A 15442-nucleotide genomic window follows, 5' to 3' on the forward strand; every position below is an offset into this window, starting at 1 on the left:
TGACCGCCCGAAAGCGGTCATAAGTCCATGATTGCCGGTTCGGCTCGAACTGGGCCGTGTGCCGACTGGAAGACAATCTGTCAGCAGCTCGCTGTCTCTCCAGTTCCGCCGCACGCCCGCACATTCCATGCCGGCCGGCCCTCGCCGATTTCAGTCAGTCGGAAGAGTCGCCACTTAGGGAAATCGCTTGCGTCGGGCACTGGTCGGCCGCCCGGCGCACCAGCTCCTCGAGTTCCGGCGGCACCTCGCTGACCAGCACGGTGGCGTAGCCGTCGTCGTGCAGTTCGAACACCTCGGGGCAGATCCCCACGCAGATCCCGAAACCGGCGCACAGGTCCGTGTCGACGCGGACTTTCATTTTGCGCCAGCCTCCACCGGGTCAAGCTCAATGGCGATGTGCGTCAATCCGCGCAGGATGAAGGTCGGCAGATAGCTGTAGCGTCGCGCGTCGGCCGGCCCGTGGACCTTCTCGGAGATGCGAATGTCGCTGGTCCTATCGAACATGCGGTTGAGGGCGACGACCGTTTCTGCGCGCGCGAGCGGCGCGCCGGGACAGGCATGGCGGCCGGCGCCGAATGCCACATGCAAGCGGGCGTTCTTCCGGTCCAGCTCGAACTCTCCGGGGTTTTCGAACTTGCGCGAATCCCGGTTGGCGGCGCTGTTGGAGACATACAGGAAGCTACCGGCCGGGATATCGATGCCACCGAGGCTCGTCGGTTTTTTGGCCAGTCGGAAGTCGCCCTTCACCGGGCCCTCGATCCGCAGGCATTCCTCGACGAAATTGGGGATCAGGCTGCGATCCTCGCGAAGACGTTGCTGAATGTCCGGGCGCTCGCCGATCACCTTGAACGCATAGCTCAGCAGCCGCACCGTGGTTTCCTGTCCGGCGGAGAACAGGTTGGCGGCAATCCGGGCGACATCCATCGGCTCCGGCACCGCGCCGCCCGGGAAGGTGGCTTTGGCGAGTCCCGTAAGGACATCCTCCCTGGGATTGCGCCTGCGGTCTTCGATATAGGCCGAGAATTTCTCGTAGAGAAAGACCAGCGGCCCGTGCGTGACCTCGCCGTCCGTGCCGCCGACCACGGCTCCGCCACTCTCCTGCTCCACGCGTATGAGGTGTTTGCGGAACTCTACCCGATCCTCGGGCGGCACGCCCAACAGGTCGGATACGACGAGTACGGCGAAGGGCTGGGCGAAGGCGTCCATGAACTCGCACTCGCCACGGGAAAGGAAGGTGTCGATCTGTTCGTCGGCCAGCTTCCACATGAAGTCCTCATTTTCCTTGAGGCGCTTCGGGGTGATCAGCGACATCAGCAACGCCCTGTGGGCGGTGTGCTCCGGCGGATCCATGGTCGGGAGCTGATCGCTGAACGGCGTCTGGTCGCGATACTCTTCGATCAGCTCGGAAATATCTTCGTTTTCGTGCCCCTTCAGAGGAATGGGGCAGCCCGCAAACGGTCCCGTGGTCGACATGCAGGAAGAAAAGCGCGCGGGATCGTTGTAGACCTCAAGGGCTTCGTCGTAACCCGTTACCATGAAGACGCCCTGATGCGGCTCACGCACGACCGGAGACTGGTCTCTCAAATAGTCGAAATAGGGGTACGGATCGTTGACGAACCGGTCGCTGCGGAAGAAATCATGCTCTTCAAACGCGTTGGGCGTATCGTTCATGTTCTCTCCTTTGGCACGCCGTCGGCATATTCACGGTTCACAATCGGCTGAAAGCCGACCCGGCGTATAACAATGTCGCTGCACATCGGCCACGAGTCCGCTTTGGATACAAATGCTCATCGCCCCGACGATCCACTCTGGTCGCTGACGGTCGCCTGGATGAGGAAGAATTTCGTTGTAAGTCAGGCGACTTGGGTTTCCACATCCAGATCCACACCCTCGTCCTCGGAATCGCGCAGCTCATAGCCGCGGCCCCAGACGGTCTCGACATAATTGTGGTGATCAACTCGAGCATTCAAAACGGAGCTGCGCAGGGAATCAGACGATCCGCGGACCTTTTCGCATCTGTCGCCAGTTGGCTTGAAGCACGGACGGGGCGCAGGAGAGGACGCGATGGCCAAGAAAGCTCATTATGAAACGCAACCTGGCAACGGCGGCGAGGCACACCAGCAGATTCCGCGAGACGCGTCGCACGACCCGGAAGGTCATCTGACGACCAGCCAGGGAATTCGCATTTCGGACAACCAGAATCAGTTGAAGGCAGGGGCGCGTGGGCCCGTGCTGCTGGAAGATTTCGTGCTGCGCGAAAAAATCTTCCACTTCGACCATGAGCGCATTCCCGAACGTATCGTTCACGCGCGCGGCAGTGCGGCGCACGGATATTTCGAACTCTATGACTCGCTTGCCGACATTACCCGCGCGGACCTGTTCCAGCGGGCAGGCGAGAAAACCCCCGTGTTCACCCGGTTTTCCACGGTCGCAGGGGGCGCTGGCTCGGTCGATACGCCGCGCGACGTGCGAGGGTTTGCGGTTAAATTCTACACCAAGGAAGGCAATTGGGATCTGGTCGGAAACAATATCCCGGTCTTCTTCATCCAGGATGCCATCAAGTTTCCCGATCTTGTCCACTCGGTAAAGATGGAAGCGGATCGGGGCTATCCCCAATCCGCCACCGCGCACGACACGTTCTGGGACTTTATCGGGCTCATGCCGGAGTCGATGCACATGGTCATGTGGATCATGTCGGACAGGACGATCCCGCGCAGTCTGCGCACGATACAGGGCTTCGGCGTCCATACCTTCCGCTTCGTCAACGCCAGGGGCAAGTCCACCTTCGTCAAGTTTCACTGGAAGCCGAAGCTGGGACTGCGATCGACGATCTGGGATGAAGCCGTGAAAATCGCAGGCGCGGATCCTGACTTTCACAGGCGCGATCTGTTCGAAGCGATCGAGAGCGGCGATTTCCCCGAATGGGAACTGGGCATCCAGACGTTTGACGAGGAATTTGCCGACGGCCTGCCCTATGATGTGCTCGACGCGACCAAGATCATCCCCGAAGAGATCCTGCCCGTCCAGCCGATCGGCCGGATGGTCCTTGACCGCTGGCCAGACAATTTCTTCGCGGAAACCGAACAGGTCGCCTATTGCCCGGCCAACATCGTTCCCGGAATCGATTTCAGCAACGATCCGCTGCTTCAGGGACGGCTGTTCAGCTATCTCGATACCCAGCTCAAACGGCTCGGATCGGCCAATTTTCACCAGATCCCGATCAATGCGCCCAAATGTCCCGTCATGAACTTCCAGCGCGACGGCCATATGCAGATGATGCAGCCGCAAGGTCGCGCCAACTACGAACCCAACAGCCTCGCCGAGGCCGGTGAGGAGGCAGGACCCCGCGAATGCCCGGCGACAGGTTTTACGAGCTTTGCCGGAAGGAACGCGGCCGATGAACAGGGCGACAAGCTTCGCATCCGCGCCGAGAGCTTCGCCGATCACTACAGCCAGGCGCGCATGTTCTACCGCTCGCTCGATCCCGCCGAACAAGCGCATCTCGCCTCGGCCTTGGTGTTCGAGCTTTCGAAGGTCGATCTTGAGCATGTTCGTACGCGGATGCTCGCCAATCTCGGCAATGTGGATACCGCGTTGTCCGGGCGCGTGGCTCAGGGTCTCGGGATGGAATGCCCTGAGCCATCGGCAACCGCCGCTCCGGTGCAGGATTTGAAGCAATCGCCCGCGCTGCGGCTGGTCCGCGGAGCACTGGAGCTCGACTCGCTGGAGGGACAGACGGTGGGGATCCTCATCGCCGACGGCTCCGATGCTGGCGCGCTGAAAAAATTGAAGTCGGAAGTCGAGGCTGCCGGAGCGAGAGCGCTGATCATTGCGCCCAAGGTTGGATCGACGGTGCTGTCCGACGGCAAGGCCATTGCCGCCGACGCGCAGCTTGCCGGGTGTCCATCGGTCATGGTCGATGCGATCGCGCTCGTTCTCTCGGAGGATGGTACGCAAGCGCTCACGGGTGAAGCCGCTGCGGTTCAGTTCGTGATGGACGCCTTCGGCCATCTGAAGGCAATCGGCCATACGCCCGCTTGCAAGCCGCTTCTGGACAAGGCTGGCGTCGTCACCGACGAGGGCGTGGTGCCCATCGAACGGTTCGCCGGCATCGCCGGCAAGCGCTTCTGGGACCGCGAACCATCGCTGCGCACACTTGCGTGACAGCGCATCGCCTTGCGCGCGCGATCGCCTGGCCCGCGCACGAGAAAGGCCGGCGAAGCATGCTTCGCCGGCCTTCCACCCTCGGGAAATTTCGTTGCAGGTCAGGCGACCTGGGTTTCCACATCCAGATCCACGCCCTCGTCCTCGGAATCGCGCAGCACGTAGCCGCGGCCCCAGACGGTCTCGATATAATTGTCGCCGCTGCACGCGAGGCTCAGCTTCTTGCGCAGCTTGCAGATGAAGACGTCGATGATCTTGAGCTCGGGTTCGTCCATGCCGCCGTAAAGGTGGTTGAGGAACATTTCCTTGGTGAGCGTCGTGCCCTTGCGCAGCGAGAGCAGCTCGAGCATCGCATATTCCTTGCCCGTCAGATGCACGCGCGCGCCGTCGACCTCGACGGTCTTGGCGTCGAGGTTAACGGCAAGCTTGCCCGTGCGGATCACCGACTGGCTGTGGCCCTTGGAACGGCGGACGACCGCGTGAATGCGCGCGATCAGCTCTTCGCGGTGGAAGGGCTTGGTGACGTAATCGTCGGCGCCGAAGCCGAACGAGCGCACCTTGGAATCCATCTCGGCGACGCCTGAAAGGATGAGCACGGGCGTTTGCACCTTGGCCGACCGCAGCTTCTTGAGCACGTCATAGCCATGCATGTCGGGCAGGTTGAGGTCGAGCAGGATGATGTCGTAGTCGTACAGCTTGCCGAGATCGAGGCCCTCTTCGCCCAGATCGGTCGTGTAGACGTTGAAGCCTTCCGTGGAGAGCATCAGTTCGATGGCCTTCGCCGTCGTCGGCTCGTCTTCGATCAGCAGCACCCGCATTGTGGAACCCCCTGTCGCTCGGGATGCGTGCGCCCTCGCGGCGCTGCGTTCCCCGACCCCTTCATTAACCAAACGACATCTGAACGCAAAAGGTTAATTTCAAATTAAGCGGCCTAACTCAACGAGTCGCGAGGGGTTATTGGCGAACGGACTGTGATTCGGTGGCGCATAATTTCCGGAAGCGCGTGCTCAGAAATTCGATCAGCAACTCCACACGCGTCGGACGCGGGCCACTTGGAGGGCTCAGCAGATGGAGCGCGACGGGGGGCATCGCCCAGTTCCGGAGTATCGGCTCGAGCGTGCCCGCCGCGATGTCGGCGTCGACAATGAAGTCGGGCAGACGCGCGACACCGAGGCCTGCACGGAGTGCCGGCAGCATCGCCTCGCCGCTGTTGCAGCGCAGCGGGCCGTCCAGCCGAACCGATGCCTCCTCGCCGTCGGGGCCGCGAAAGCGCCAGAGGTCGGGATTGGCGACATTGGTGTAGGCGATGCACCGGTGCTCGGCGAGCTGCGCCGGATGTGTCGGGCGGCCGTGGCGCTCGAAATAGGCGGGGGCCGCCACGACATGTGCGTCGATCGCGCCGAGACGGCGGGCGCGCAGCGAACTGTCGGGCAGCGCCGCGATCCTGAGCGCGATATCGAAGCCCATTTCGATGATGTCGACCTTTTCGTCGCTGAAATGCAGGTCGACCTTGATCCCCGGATGCTGTGCAAGGAAATCGGCGATCGCGGGCGCGACATGCATCAGTCCGAAGGTCATGGGCGCCGCAACGCGGACGATGCCCGCCGGCGCGGTGGCTTCGCCGCGCGCGGCTTCCTCGGCAGCCTCGGCCTCGGCGACGATGCGCTGCGCGTGCGCCGCCAGCGCCTTGCCGCTCTCGGTCAGCGAAAGCCGGCGCGATGTGCGATGGAACAGCGCTGCGCCCAGATGCTCCTCGAGCCGCGTCACCGCTTTCGAGACCGTGGCCTTGGAAAGGCCCAGTGAGTCCGCCGCGGCGGTGAACGATCGAAATTCGACGACTTTCGCGAAAATCGCCCAGGCTTCGAAATCGGGAAGGCGCATGATTCGAAACGATCTGTTTCAAAGGTTTCTATTTATGATCTGATCATGGCTTCTATCTTCTCCTCAAGCAAGCGGCGCCGAGACAGGCGCCTTCAGTGGAGTTTTGACATGATCGAGAAAAGGTCCTTCGAAAGCCTTGGCCATGCTGATCACGGCTGGCTGAACGCCCGGCATCATTTTTCCTTCGCCAACTATTATGACCCGGCGCGCATGGGCTGGGGTTCGATCCGCGTCTGGAACGACGACGAGATTGGCGCCAACAGCGGCTTCCCGCCGCACCCGCACGCCGACATGGAGATCATCACCTATGTCCGCGACGGCGCGATCACGCATCAGGACAGCATGGGCAACCAGGGCCGCACCGAGGCCGGCGACGTCCAGGTGATGAGCGCAGGAACGGGTGTCCGGCATTCCGAATATAATCTGGAGGCCGATACGACGCGGATCTTCCAGATCTGGATCGAACCCAAGCGCCGCGGCGGTGCCCCGAGCTGGGGCGCCAAGCCTTTTCCCAAGGGGGATCGCTCGGGCAAATTCGTGACGCTCGCCAGCGGTTTCGAGGGCGATGACGGCGCGCTGCCGATCCGCGCCGATGCCCGCGTCCTCGGCGCGACGCTCAAGGCGGGTGAGAGCCTGATCCACGGCGTCGGCGAGGGCCGTCATGCCTATCTCGTCCCCGCGACGGGCAGGATCACGGTCGACGACACCGAGTTCAAGGCGCGTGACGGTGCCGCGATCCCGGGTGGCAAGACCGTCACCATCACCGCGATCGAGGACAGCGAAATCGTCCTCGTCGACGCCGAGTAACAGTTCCCCCCGGTCGCCCGCGCATCCACCCTCCCAAGGCGCGGGCGGCCACCTTTCTTCCCCGGCTATTCTTCAAGGAGTGATTCCCATGCCCAAAGTACTCGTGCTCTATTATTCGACCTATGGTCACATCGAGACGATGGCGAATGCGATTGCCGAAGGTGCGCGGTCGGCAGGCGCCCAGGTCGACGTCAAGCGGGTTCCCGAGACGGTTCCAGAGGAAATCGCGCGCGCCAACCATTTCAAATATGATCAGGACGCGCCCGTAGCGACGATCGCCGATCTCGAGAATTACGACGCGATCGTCGTCGGCACGGGCACGCGCTTCGGCCGCATCAGCTCGCAGATGGCGGCGTTCCTCGATCAGGCCGGCGGCCTCTGGATGAAAGGCGCATTGAACGGCAAGGTTGGTGCAGCATTCACCGCCTCGGGCAGCCAGCATGGCGGGCAGGAGACCACGCTCTTCTCGATCATCACCAACCTGCTTCACTTCGGCATGACGATCGTCGGGCTCGACTATGGCTTTGCCGGCCAGATGGGCGTCGACGAGGTGAAGGGCGGCGCGCCATATGGCGCGACCACGATTACCGGCGGCGATGGCAGCCGCATGCCGAGCGAAACCGAACTCGACGGCGCCCGCTACCTCGGCGCGCGCGTCGCCAACACCGCGGCCAAGCTGTTCGGTTGATCGCTCAACCGAGGACCCCGGTGAAGGCCGGGGTCCTCGTAGTTTCGCTGGCATGACGTGGGCGGGAGTGGCATGGCGCGGCTATGCTTACCGACCGCGTTCTTTTCATCGATGGCGAGGCGATCATCCTCGACAAGCCGGCGGGGCTTCCCGTCGATGCGCCGCGCGACGGGTCGCTGAGCCTCGAAAACCACCTATCCTCGCTGACCTTCGGCTTCCAGCGCTGGCCGCTGCCCGTCCATCGGCTCGACCGCGACACAAGCGGCTGCCTGCTGCTTGCGCGCAATCCCAAGGCGCACAAGCGCTTCGCCGCGGCGTTCGAGGCGGGGACCGTCGAAAAACGCTATCTCGCGGTCGTCGACGGCGTTCCCGAGGCTGAAGATGGGCTCATCGACCTGCCGCTCGGCAAGACCAGCACGCGCGAGCGCGGCTGGCGAATGGTCGTCGATCCAAAGGGCAAGGCGGCGCGTACGCACTGGCGCCGCGTCCAGGTCGTCGGCGCGCGCGCGCTCATCGCCTTCACCCCCGAGACGGGCCGCACGCACCAGATCCGCGCGCACGCGCTCTATGGTCTGGGCATGGGGATCGTCGGTGATCCCGTTTACGGCGCGTCCGATGGCGCGGGCATGCTGCTTCACAGCTACCGCCTGTCGGTGCCGCGCGAGGGCAAGCCGCCTGCCGAGGCGATCGCGCCGCTACCCGAACGCTTCACCAAATCCGGCTTTGCCTATGGCGAAGACTGAATATCCGCCGGTTCCCGATGACGCGATCGTTGAGGAGAAATTCCTCGCCGCGACCGGGCCGGGTGGACAGAATGTCAACAAGGTCGCGACCGCAGTGCAGCTCCGCATCGACGCGTTCCGCCTCGGCATGCCGCCCTGGGCGTGGCAGCAGTTCAAGGAACTGGCGGGAAGCCGGCTGACGTCCGCGGGCGAACTCGTCATCACGGCGCGACGTTTCCGCACGCAGGAGGCCAACCGCGCGGATGCGCGCGAACGCGCTGCCGAACTTGTCGCCAAGGCGCATGAGCGCCAGGCCAAACGCGTCAAGACCAAGCCGAGCCGGGCGGCCAAGGCGCGGCGGCTTGAGTCCAAGACCGCGCGTTCCCAGATCAAGAAGGGCCGTGGCCGGGTTTCGTGGGATTAGGAGCGATCATGTACCAGTTCGATATCAAGACCAGCGGCGCCAAGGCCGAGCTTTATCGCGAGATGCTGGGTGCGCTCGACGCGCTGACCGCTGACGAGCCCGACACGATCGCGAACATGGCGAATGCCGCTGCGCTGATCTGGGAATATCTACCCGATCTCAACTGGTCGGGCTTCTATCGCATGGTCGGCGATGAGCTGGTGCTCGGCCCCTTCCAGGGCAAGGCAGCGTGCATCCGTATCGCGCTGGGCAGCGGCGTCTGCGGCACCGCCGCGGCAACGCGCGAGACGCAGGTGGTTGCGGATGTGCATGCCTTTCCCGGCCATATCGCGTGCGACGCAGCCAGTGCTTCCGAACTGGTCGTGCCGATCGTCCATGACAGCCGCCTGATCGGCGTCCTCGATCTCGACAGCCCGATAGCGGACCGCTTCGACGCCGAGGACGCGGCGGGGTGCGAGGCGCTGGTGACACTGCTCGCCTCTCGGATTGCGGGCTGACCTGCCCCGAAACGGGACGCGAATTGATGGTTAAATCCATGGCCAAGCTCGCGCCAAGGTGTTAAAAAAGCGTTAATAAATGCACAGTTCCCGGTCAAATCGGACCGGTCGGGAGATGTTGTTCAATGCGCGCATCGATGATCCTGGGAGTGGCATTGACGCTTGTCGGTACCGCTGGAAGCGCGCAGGCACGCGACGCGGTCGAGCCGCCCGCAACCATCGCCTATGACTATGATTTCGGGCCGCAGGATGCTGGCCTTGCGGGCGCCGCGGGACGCTGGTCGGGCAACCGGGACGGCCGCTATGTTGATGGCCGCTATGAAGGAACCTTCCGTGGCACCTATCAGCCCCCGGTCGGTTCGGTTCAGTCAGCCGCGCCAACGAACGTCGTTGGGGCTTATCCTGTCGGGACCAACAACGTGCCCGTCGTCATCAGGGTCGAACCCGTCGTCACCAGGACCGTGACCGTCGTTGAGGAGTTCGTCGAGCCCGAATGACGCGTCGATCCCAGGTTCCGCCAGCGGAGGGGCAGGAGGTTCGGAGTCGGGGGGCTCCGGACCTCCTTGCGTTTCATGTAGAGCCCGCGCGGCGGCTCAGCTCAGTCGGTCGATCGCTTCGCGGCTGAGCGAACCCGGGATGACCATGATCGGGCAGGGGAGCTTGCCGGCATCGGCGCCCGCAAAGTGGGCGACCAGCGGCCCGGGTGCGCCGCTCGCAGCCGCACCGAGAACGAGCGCGGCGATCTGTTCGTTCTCGGCTAGCATCTTTCGCACGACCTGAATTGGTTCGCCCTGCAGCACGGTGATTGACGGGCGGACGCCCGATTCCTCGACCAGCGTACCCGCCGCGCCTGCGACGAGCGCTTCGGCGCGCAACCGCGCCTCCTCTTCGATCGTCGCCTGTACGCCGCCCCATTGGACGAACTCGGACGGCGGTACGAGCGCCAGTATTTCGACGGTTCCGCCGGTCTTGGCGGCACGCCGCGCCGCGAAACGCAGCGCGATGATCGCTTCTTCGGTCTCGTCGATCACGACCAGATAGGTGCGCACGGCGAAATCCCTCTCCCCAATTAGGGTACGAGCGTGCGCGAATATTGGCGGCCGCGCAAGCCTGTGGCCTTGACCGGAAGTGGCAAACAGGGTGAGAGGTGCCGCGACCCTACGGAATCAGGAAGAGGTTTGGCCGTCGACATGCCCATCGAACTCAAGATGCCCGCGCTGTCCCCGACGATGGAGGAAGGCACGCTTGCCAAATGGCTGGTGAAGGAGGGCGACACCGTCGCCTCGGGCGATCTGCTGGCGGAGATCGAGACCGACAAGGCGACGATGGAATTCGAGGCGGTCGACGAGGGTGTGGTGGCAAAAATCCTTGTGGCCGCGGGCACTGAAGGCGTGAAAGTGGGAGAGGTGATCGCGCTGATCGCCGAAGAGGGTGAAGATTCGTCGGCGGCGTCCGCTCCCAAGGCGAAGGCGGAGGCGGCGTCCCCTCCCAAGGCGAAAGTAGCGGAATCTGAGGCGCCGAAGCAGGTTGCCGCGCCAGCCCCTGCACCCGAGGTGAAGGCAGCCCCCGCAACTCCTGCTCCCGCCGCGGCTAGCAGCGATGACGGGGATCGCAAGAAGGCGAGCCCGCTTGCGCGCCGCCTCGCCGAGGCGCGCGGTGTCGACGTGGGCAGCGTTGCCGGAACCGGCCCCGGCGGTCGCGTCGTCAAGGCCGATGTCGAGGCTGCTGCCCCCGGCGCTGCGAAACCCGCTGCACCTGCGCCTGCGCCGACATCGGCACCAGCACCGGCGGCCAAGCCTGCTTCGGCGGCGGCGCCTGCAGCGGTCCAGCCGGTCGAGGGCATCCCTTCGGAAACCATCAAGCTTTCCATGATGCGCAAGACGATTGCGCGCCGCATGGCCGAATCGAAATCGACCGTCCCGCATTTCTATCTGACGCTCGACTGCAATCTCGACGCGCTGCTCAAGCTGCGCACGGATCTCAATGCGGGGCTCGAGAGCCGCGGCGTCAAGCTTTCGGTCAACGACCTGCTGATCAAGGCGCTCGGCGTTGCGTTGGAGCAGGTGCCTGAGGCCAATGTCAGCTTCGCGGGCAACGAGCTGATCAAGTATCACCGCGCCGATATCTCGATGGCGGTCGCGATCCCCGGCGGGCTGATCACCCCGATCATCACCGATGCGGGGGGTAAGGCGGTTTCCAAGATCGCGGTCGAGGCGAAGGATCTGGCTGCGCGCGCGCGCGACGGCAAGCTCCAGCCGCACGAGTTTCAGGGCGGCACCGCCTCGATCTCCAATCTCGGCATGTTCGGCATCAAGCAATTCGACGCCGTGGTGAACCCGCCCCAGGGGATGATCCTGGCGGTCGGCACCGGCGAAAAGCGGCCCTATGTCGTCAACGATGCGCTCGCCATCGCCACCGTGATGACCGCGACGGGGAGCTTCGATCACCGCGCGATAGATGGTGCGGTCGGTGCCCAGTTGATGGCGGCGTTCAAGGCGCTGGTCGAAAGCCCGCTGGGCATGGTGGCCTGAGATGGCGCTGCTGCGATCGGTCATCTTTGGCGGGATCGTGGCGGTTGCGGTCCCCACGCTCGCAAAGGGCGTGGGCGGACCGTTCGGCGATTTCATGTGGCGGACGTCGTCGCACATCGAAGTGGGCGACACCTGGATCCGCTTCAACGCCGGCCTGTTTGCGATCGTGGCGATTCTGACCTTCGGATTTCTGCAGATCTGGCGAAGTCGATAAATTTCCGGCCGCGTAGGTTGGCGCGGCCCGCACATTACTGCCGGATCGCCGGCACCATTCAGGAGCAGACTCTTGGCTGACAGCTATGACCTCATCGTGCTTGGTTCAGGCCCGGGCGGCTATGTCGCGGCGATCCGCGCGGCTCAGCTCGGGTTGAAGACCGCCATCATCGAGCGCGAGCGGCTGGGGGGCATTTGCCTCAACTGGGGCTGCATCCCCACCAAGGCGCTGCTGCGCTCGTCCGAAATCTATCATTATATGACGCATGCCGAAGCCTATGGCCTGTCGGCAGAGAAGCCCGGCTTCGACCTGTCGAAGGTCGTCCAGCGTAGCCGCAAGGTTGCCGATCAGCTCAACGGCGGCGTCAAGGGATTGATGAAGAAGCACAAGATCGACGTGCATGAGGGTGTCGGCACGCTCACGGGCAAGGGCAAACTGGTCGTCGAGAAGGACGGCAAGAAGATTGAACTGGCGGCGAAGAACATCATCATCGCCACGGGTGCGCGCGCACGCGACCTGCCCTTCGCGAAGACCGACGGCAAGAAGATCTGGACCTATCGCCATGCGATGGTGCCCGAGGAGATGCCGTCGAAGCTGCTCGTCATCGGCTCTGGCGCGATCGGGATCGAGTTCGCGAGCTTCTATTCGGATATGGGCGCCGAGGTGACCGTAGTCGAAATGCTCGACCGCATCCTCCCCGTCGAGGACGAGGAAATCAGCGCCTTCATGCACAAGGCGCTGACCAAGCAGGGCATGAAGATCCATGCTTCGACCGGCGTCCAGAAGCTCGAGGCGACTGCGAAGGGCGTCAAGGCCGAAATCAAGTTCAAGGACGGCAGGACCGAAACCCAGGAATTCAGCCATGCGATCGTCGCGATCGGGATCGTCCCCAATATCGAGGGGGTCGGGCTCGAGGCGCTCGGCGTGAAGCAGCTTCCCAACAAGCATATCGAGACCGACCCCTATGGCCGCACCAATGTGGACGGCATCTGGGCGATCGGCGACGTCACCGCCGGCCCGTGGCTTGCGCACAAGGCGATGCATGAGGCGGTGGTGACGGTGGAAGCTATCGCCGGTCAAAAACCGCATGCGCTCGACAAGGCCAGTATTGCGGGCTGCACCTATTCGCGTCCGCAGGTCGCTTCCGTCGGGCTCACCGAGGCAAAAGCCAAGGAAGCCGGTTACAAGATCAAGGTCGGGAAATTCCCCTTCATCGGCAATGGCAAGGCAATTGCGCTGGGCGAGACCGAAGGGTTTGTGAAGACGGTGTTCGACGAGGCGACGGGCGAGCTGCTCGGCGCGCACATGGTCGGCGCAGAGGTGACCGAGCTGATCCAGGGCTATGTCATCGGCCGCGAACTCGAGACGACCGAAGCCGAATTGATCGGCACCACCTTCCCGCACCCAACCTTGAGCGAAATGATGCACGAGAGCGTGCTCAGCGCATACGGCCGGCCGCTGCATATTTGAATGTCAAGGAAGGGCTGGGCTTCGACAGGCTCAGCCCCAACGGTGTTAGATAGCAAGGTGAAATGCCAACACGCGTTGGGGCTGGATGCCAACAGTGTCCGATACCGGGTCCGAACGGTGCCGAGCCTGTGCTCCTCTACCAACACCATTCGGGCTGAGCCTGTCGAAGCCCTTTCCTTTTCTATTCAGATACCTAACTTCAGCCCATGGCATTCTGGACCTACATGCTCCACTGCGCCGATCGCAGCTTCTATGTCGGTCACACCGACGATCTCGAACGCCGCATTGCGGAGCACGAAAGCGGCATCTTCGTCGGTTATACCCACAGCCGCCGCCCGGTAGCGCTGGTCTGGTCGGAATATTTCCAGACAAGGCTCGAAGCACTTGAGGCCGAGCACCGCATAAAGGGCTGGACCCGCGCCAAGAAGCTCGCGCTCATTCGCGGCGACTGGGGCGCGATCAGCGTGCTCGCCCGGAATCGGACTGAAGAAAAATAGGGCTTCGACAGGCTCAGCCCGAACGGATTGGGTATTGAGCCTCGATCTTTCAGAACCGTTCGGGCTGAGCTTGTCGAAGCCCTTTCCGTTTCTTCGCCCCACATCAATCGCTTCCACCCTCTGTCCTACATCGCCGGTTTCGGTCATGGTCGCCGCCGAGCCGATTCGGTCCGATTCCAGCCAATGCCGAATCAAGATGGCGTTTTGTGAGAAGTTTGCGAAGTTAAGCGCATTTGGCGTCCTGTAACGCGCAGAAATCCTTGGGGGAGCAATGAAGAAAACGATCGTCACCGCGTTGCTTGGCTTCGCAGCCACGGCACCTGTTCACGCCGAAACCGTGGTTATCACCGCCGATCGCATGGTCGACGTGCTCGCGGGCAAGGCCATCGACCAGCCCGTCATCGTCGTCACCGACGGGCGCATCGTCTCGGTGGGGCGGCAGGGCAGCGTGACGCTCCCCGAGAAGGCGAAGCGCATCGACCTTGCGGGTAAGACGATCCTGCCCGGGTTGATCGACATGCACGTCCATCTCGACAGCGATCCCAGATATGGCGGCTATAACACACTGCAGTTCACTGACATGTTCTGGGTCGCCGCGGGTGTCGGCAATGCGCGGTCGATGCTCGATGCGGGCTTCACCACCGTGCGCAACGTCGGTTCGGGCAATTATTCGGACGTCGGCTACAAGCAGGCGATAGACGAGGGCGTCATGGTCGGGCCGCGCATTGTGCCCGCGGCGCATGCGCTGGGCGCGACGGGCGGGCACTGCGACGAGACCTATCTGCCCCCCTCGTTCAAGGCAAAGGGTGAGGCGGTGGGCGATGGTCCGCAAGAGCTGCGCAGGCGTGTGCGCGAGCAGCGCAAATATGGCGCAGAGGTGATCAAGGTCTGCGCGACTGGGGGCGTGTTCTCGCGCAATACCGAGCCCGGCCAGCAGCAGCTTTCCGAAGAGGAGCTGCGCGCCATCGCCGACGAGGCGCATCAATGGGGGCTGAAGGTCGCCGCGCACGCGCATGGCGCCGCGGGGATCAAGGCCGCAATCCGCGGTGGCATCGACACGATCGAGCACGCCTCGCTGATCGACGATGAGGGCATCAAGCTCGCCAGGGAGCGTGGCGCTTACCTCTCGATGGACATCTTCAACACCGAATATACGCAAGCCGAGGGCAAGAAGAACGGCGTGATGGAGGACAATCTCCGCAAGGACCGCGAAGTCGCGCAGGTCCAGCGCGACAATTTCCGCAAGGCGCATGCCGCGGGCGTGAAAATGGTCTTCGGGTCGGATGCGGGCGTGATGCCGCATCGCACCGCTGCCGGCCAGTTCCGCTACATGGTGGAATATGGGATGAGCCCGATGGACGCGATCCAGGCCGCTACGCGCAATGCCGCGCAGGCGCTTGGCCGCGAAAAGGACGTCGGCGCAATCGCGGTCGGCCGTTACGCCGATATCATCGCGGTCGACGGCGATCCGCTTACCGACATCCGCCAGCTCGAAGATGTCGATGCCGTCATCAAGGGCGGCGAGATCGTGACGGCCAAGGACTGAG

At 63.3% G+C, this 15442-nt stretch carries 17 protein-coding genes; 12 read left to right on the forward strand and 5 right to left on the reverse strand.

The annotated features are described in order from the left end of the window. Positions 1 to 154: 154 nt before the first annotated feature. Together D3876_RS09485 and D3876_RS09490 are read right to left on the reverse strand one after the other, a co-directional pair. Positions 155 to 358, reverse strand: a complete 204-nt coding sequence (locus D3876_RS09485) for a ferredoxin (protein ID WP_119761678.1) — start codon at positions 356 to 358, stop codon at positions 155 to 157. After that, positions 355 to 1671: a cytochrome P450 gene (locus tag D3876_RS09490; RefSeq protein WP_119761680.1), complete on the reverse strand. Its 1317-nt coding sequence runs from the start codon at positions 1669 to 1671 to the stop codon at positions 355 to 357. Before D3876_RS09490 ends, D3876_RS09485 begins: the two co-directional genes overlap by 4 nt. Before the next feature lie 393 nt (positions 1672 to 2064). Here D3876_RS09490 and D3876_RS09495 point away from each other — a divergent pair, with 393 nt between their 5' ends. After that, a complete protein-coding gene (locus D3876_RS09495) occupies positions 2065 to 4164 on the forward strand; it encodes a catalase (RefSeq protein ID WP_119761682.1) in 2100 nt (699 codons plus the stop codon). A gap of 101 nt (positions 4165 to 4265) precedes the next feature. On the opposite strand, the gene ctrA is transcribed toward D3876_RS09495, so the two are convergent. Together ctrA and D3876_RS09505 are read right to left on the reverse strand one after the other, a co-directional pair. Further along, a complete protein-coding gene (gene ctrA / locus D3876_RS09500; RefSeq protein WP_119761683.1) occupies positions 4266 to 4982 on the reverse strand; it encodes a response regulator transcription factor CtrA in 717 nt (238 codons plus the stop codon). Between the two features lie 136 nt (positions 4983 to 5118). Then, positions 5119 to 6045: a LysR family transcriptional regulator gene (locus D3876_RS09505; RefSeq protein WP_119761685.1), complete on the reverse strand. Its 927-nt coding sequence runs from the start codon at positions 6043 to 6045 to the stop codon at positions 5119 to 5121. 108 nt (positions 6046 to 6153) lie between these two features. Between D3876_RS09505 and D3876_RS09510 the strand changes: the two genes are divergently transcribed. The 6 genes from D3876_RS09510 (at position 6154) to D3876_RS09535 (ending at position 9680) form a co-directional block, all read left to right on the forward strand. Continuing rightward, complete coding sequence (locus tag D3876_RS09510; protein WP_119761687.1) at positions 6154 to 6852, forward strand: pirin family protein; 699 nt, start codon at positions 6154 to 6156, stop codon at positions 6850 to 6852. A gap of 88 nt (positions 6853 to 6940) precedes the next feature. After that, positions 6941 to 7540 carry an NAD(P)H:quinone oxidoreductase gene (gene wrbA / locus D3876_RS09515; RefSeq protein WP_119761688.1) on the forward strand — a complete coding sequence of 200 codons (600 nt, stop codon included), beginning with the start codon at positions 6941 to 6943 and terminating at the stop codon, positions 7538 to 7540. 83 nt (positions 7541 to 7623) lie between these two features. Next, on the forward strand, positions 7624 to 8283 hold the full coding sequence (locus D3876_RS09520) for an RluA family pseudouridine synthase (RefSeq protein WP_119761690.1): 660 nt from the start codon (positions 7624 to 7626) through the stop codon (positions 8281 to 8283). Further along, positions 8270 to 8686 (forward strand): alternative ribosome rescue aminoacyl-tRNA hydrolase ArfB, encoded by a 417-nt coding sequence (gene arfB / locus D3876_RS09525; RefSeq protein ID WP_119761692.1) that lies wholly within the window; start codon positions 8270 to 8272, stop codon positions 8684 to 8686. Before D3876_RS09520 ends, arfB begins: the two co-directional genes overlap by 14 nt. 8 nt (positions 8687 to 8694) lie before the next feature. After that, complete coding sequence (locus D3876_RS09530; protein WP_119761694.1) at positions 8695 to 9183, forward strand: GAF domain-containing protein; 489 nt, start codon at positions 8695 to 8697, stop codon at positions 9181 to 9183. 137 nt (positions 9184 to 9320) lie between these two features. Further along, complete coding sequence (locus tag D3876_RS09535) at positions 9321 to 9680, forward strand: hypothetical protein (protein ID WP_147417631.1); 360 nt, start codon at positions 9321 to 9323, stop codon at positions 9678 to 9680. Positions 9681 to 9776: 96 nt separating this feature from the next. On the opposite strand, the gene D3876_RS09540 is transcribed toward D3876_RS09535, so the two are convergent. After that, entirely contained in the window at positions 9777 to 10232 is a 456-nt protein-coding gene (locus D3876_RS09540; protein WP_119761697.1) for a universal stress protein, read from the reverse strand. 141 nt (positions 10233 to 10373) lie between these two features. Between D3876_RS09540 and D3876_RS09545 the strand changes: the two genes are divergently transcribed. The 5 genes from D3876_RS09545 (at position 10374) to D3876_RS09565 (ending at position 15441) form a co-directional block, all read left to right on the forward strand. After that, the gene (locus D3876_RS09545) at positions 10374 to 11714 is read left to right on the forward strand and encodes a pyruvate dehydrogenase complex dihydrolipoamide acetyltransferase (protein ID WP_119763671.1); all 1341 of its coding nucleotides are present in this window, start codon (positions 10374 to 10376) and stop codon (positions 11712 to 11714) included. Between the two features lies 1 nt (position 11715). Then, the gene (locus tag D3876_RS09550; RefSeq protein WP_119761699.1) at positions 11716 to 11928 is read left to right on the forward strand and encodes a hypothetical protein; all 213 of its coding nucleotides are present in this window, start codon (positions 11716 to 11718) and stop codon (positions 11926 to 11928) included. Positions 11929 to 12000: 72 nt separating this feature from the next. Beyond that, positions 12001 to 13398 (forward strand): dihydrolipoyl dehydrogenase, encoded by a 1398-nt coding sequence (gene lpdA, locus D3876_RS09555; RefSeq protein ID WP_119761701.1) that lies wholly within the window; start codon positions 12001 to 12003, stop codon positions 13396 to 13398. Between the two features lie 206 nt (positions 13399 to 13604). Then, the gene (locus D3876_RS09560; RefSeq protein ID WP_119761703.1) at positions 13605 to 13895 is read left to right on the forward strand and encodes a GIY-YIG nuclease family protein; all 291 of its coding nucleotides are present in this window, start codon (positions 13605 to 13607) and stop codon (positions 13893 to 13895) included. A 271-nt stretch (positions 13896 to 14166) separates the two neighbouring features. Further along, positions 14167 to 15441 (forward strand): Xaa-Pro dipeptidase, encoded by a 1275-nt coding sequence (locus D3876_RS09565; RefSeq protein WP_119761705.1) that lies wholly within the window; start codon positions 14167 to 14169, stop codon positions 15439 to 15441. The last annotated feature ends 1 nt before the right edge of the window (position 15442 follow it).

This window comes from Sphingomonas cavernae (genome assembly GCF_003590775.1).
GTDB classification, from domain to species: Bacteria; Pseudomonadota; Alphaproteobacteria; order Sphingomonadales; family Sphingomonadaceae; genus Sphingobium_A; species Sphingobium_A cavernae.

Coding starts and splice junctions, on each gene's coding strand:
- D3876_RS09485 (WP_119761678.1), bottom strand. CDS start 358: ATGAAAGTCCGCGTCGACACGGACCTGTGCGCCGGTTTCGGGATCTGC.
- D3876_RS09490 (WP_119761680.1), bottom strand. CDS start 1,671: ATGAACGATACGCCCAACGCGTTTGAAGAGCATGATTTCTTCCGCAGC.
- D3876_RS09495 (WP_119761682.1), top strand. CDS start 2,065: ATGGCCAAGAAAGCTCATTATGAAACGCAACCTGGCAACGGCGGCGAG.
- ctrA (WP_119761683.1), bottom strand. CDS start 4,982: ATGCGGGTGCTGCTGATCGAAGACGAGCCGACGACGGCGAAGGCCATC.
- D3876_RS09505 (WP_119761685.1), bottom strand. CDS start 6,045: ATGCGCCTTCCCGATTTCGAAGCCTGGGCGATTTTCGCGAAAGTCGTC.
- D3876_RS09510 (WP_119761687.1), top strand. CDS start 6,154: ATGATCGAGAAAAGGTCCTTCGAAAGCCTTGGCCATGCTGATCACGGC.
- wrbA (WP_119761688.1), top strand. CDS start 6,941: ATGCCCAAAGTACTCGTGCTCTATTATTCGACCTATGGTCACATCGAG.
- D3876_RS09520 (WP_119761690.1), top strand. CDS start 7,624: ATGCTTACCGACCGCGTTCTTTTCATCGATGGCGAGGCGATCATCCTC.
- arfB (WP_119761692.1), top strand. CDS start 8,270: ATGGCGAAGACTGAATATCCGCCGGTTCCCGATGACGCGATCGTTGAG.
- D3876_RS09530 (WP_119761694.1), top strand. CDS start 8,695: ATGTACCAGTTCGATATCAAGACCAGCGGCGCCAAGGCCGAGCTTTAT.
- D3876_RS09535 (WP_147417631.1), top strand. CDS start 9,321: ATGATCCTGGGAGTGGCATTGACGCTTGTCGGTACCGCTGGAAGCGCG.
- D3876_RS09545 (WP_119763671.1), top strand. CDS start 10,374: ATGCCCATCGAACTCAAGATGCCCGCGCTGTCCCCGACGATGGAGGAA.
- D3876_RS09550 (WP_119761699.1), top strand. CDS start 11,716: ATGGCGCTGCTGCGATCGGTCATCTTTGGCGGGATCGTGGCGGTTGCG.
- D3876_RS09560 (WP_119761703.1), top strand. CDS start 13,605: ATGGCATTCTGGACCTACATGCTCCACTGCGCCGATCGCAGCTTCTAT.
- D3876_RS09565 (WP_119761705.1), top strand. CDS start 14,167: ATGAAGAAAACGATCGTCACCGCGTTGCTTGGCTTCGCAGCCACGGCA.